Source organism: Treponema endosymbiont of Eucomonympha sp., from assembly GCF_001028545.1.
Genome location: NZ_BBPW01000211.1, coordinates 1 through 1,037, shown reverse-complemented (window position 1 = coordinate 1,037; position 1,037 = coordinate 1). Strand labels below are relative to the sequence as shown.

The window sequence follows — 1,037 nt, the reverse complement described above, 5'->3', positions numbered from 1 at the left end:
GGGTCGGCGCTGAGTTCAAGCGGCTTGCCGTCGTCGTCGACCGCCAGAAGGTAGCGGAGCCAGCCCGCTATTGCCAGCGATATTCCGCACAGTGCCCCCGTGTCCCGCTTTTCGCGCATATAGGCTTGTATCGTCCCGCCGAAGCGTATCGGCACCTTCTGCGACGTGTCGGTCGCAATGCGCTGGGGGGTGTCGGGGATGAACGGGTTGGCGAGGCGTTCGTTGATTACCTCGTCTATGAAGCGCTTCGGGTCGATGATGCCCGGGTGCGCCGCGACGGGAAGCCCCTCGTCATAGCCGATTCGGGAAATCAGCTTCCGCAGCGCAGGGAGCCGCACCGCCTCGGCGATAGACGGTATACGCAGAATGCAGCCGTACACCGCAAGCGCCGTGTGAAGCGGGTTCAGGCAGACGGCGACCTTCATCTGTTCAGTCTTGTTCACCGTGCCGCGGTCGCACAGGTAGACGCCCGCTCCGCTCAGCAGGTGGAACGCGGGACGCCCCGCCGGAAACGCGTCCTCTATGACGAGGTATTGCGACACTTCCGCGTTCACGAACGGTGCGGAGAAGGTGTGTTTGCCCGTAACGAACGGCGTCATGCCCGCAATGCCGTCGGCGGCGAGCGAATCCTCCACCGTTTTCGCGGGGCGCGGGGTGATTTTGTCTATCATCGACCACGGGAAGCTGACCTTCCGCGGGTCGCGGAGGTATGCGGCAAAGTCCTTCGTTACGAATCCCTCAGCGAGCCAGCCGTCCGCAACGCCGAGCACCGCGTCTTGCAGCTTTTCGCCGTTATGCGAGCAGTTATCCATACTGACCAGCGCGAGCGGCAGCCCGCCCGCCTGAAAGCGTTCCCACAGGAGCGCGGCGACGACGCTCATCGCGTGAAGCGGTCGGGCGGGTCCCGCGGCGAGGTCTTTTTGCACGGCGGGGAAGTACGCGCCGCCGAGGTCTTTGAGCGCGTAGCGTTTTTCGGTAATGGTGAAGCTCGCCATTTGGAGCGATTCCGCGCGGAAAACCTCCTTGAGGCGCGCCCA

The 1,037-nt window shown here is 63.9% G+C and carries 1 protein-coding gene; it reads right to left on the bottom strand.

What is annotated here, in order from left to right; translation table 11 throughout:
• Positions 1-1,037: mannitol dehydrogenase family protein (locus tag AWU74_RS06030; protein ID WP_162504921.1), on the bottom strand; the 1,037-nt coding region annotated here is incomplete at both ends.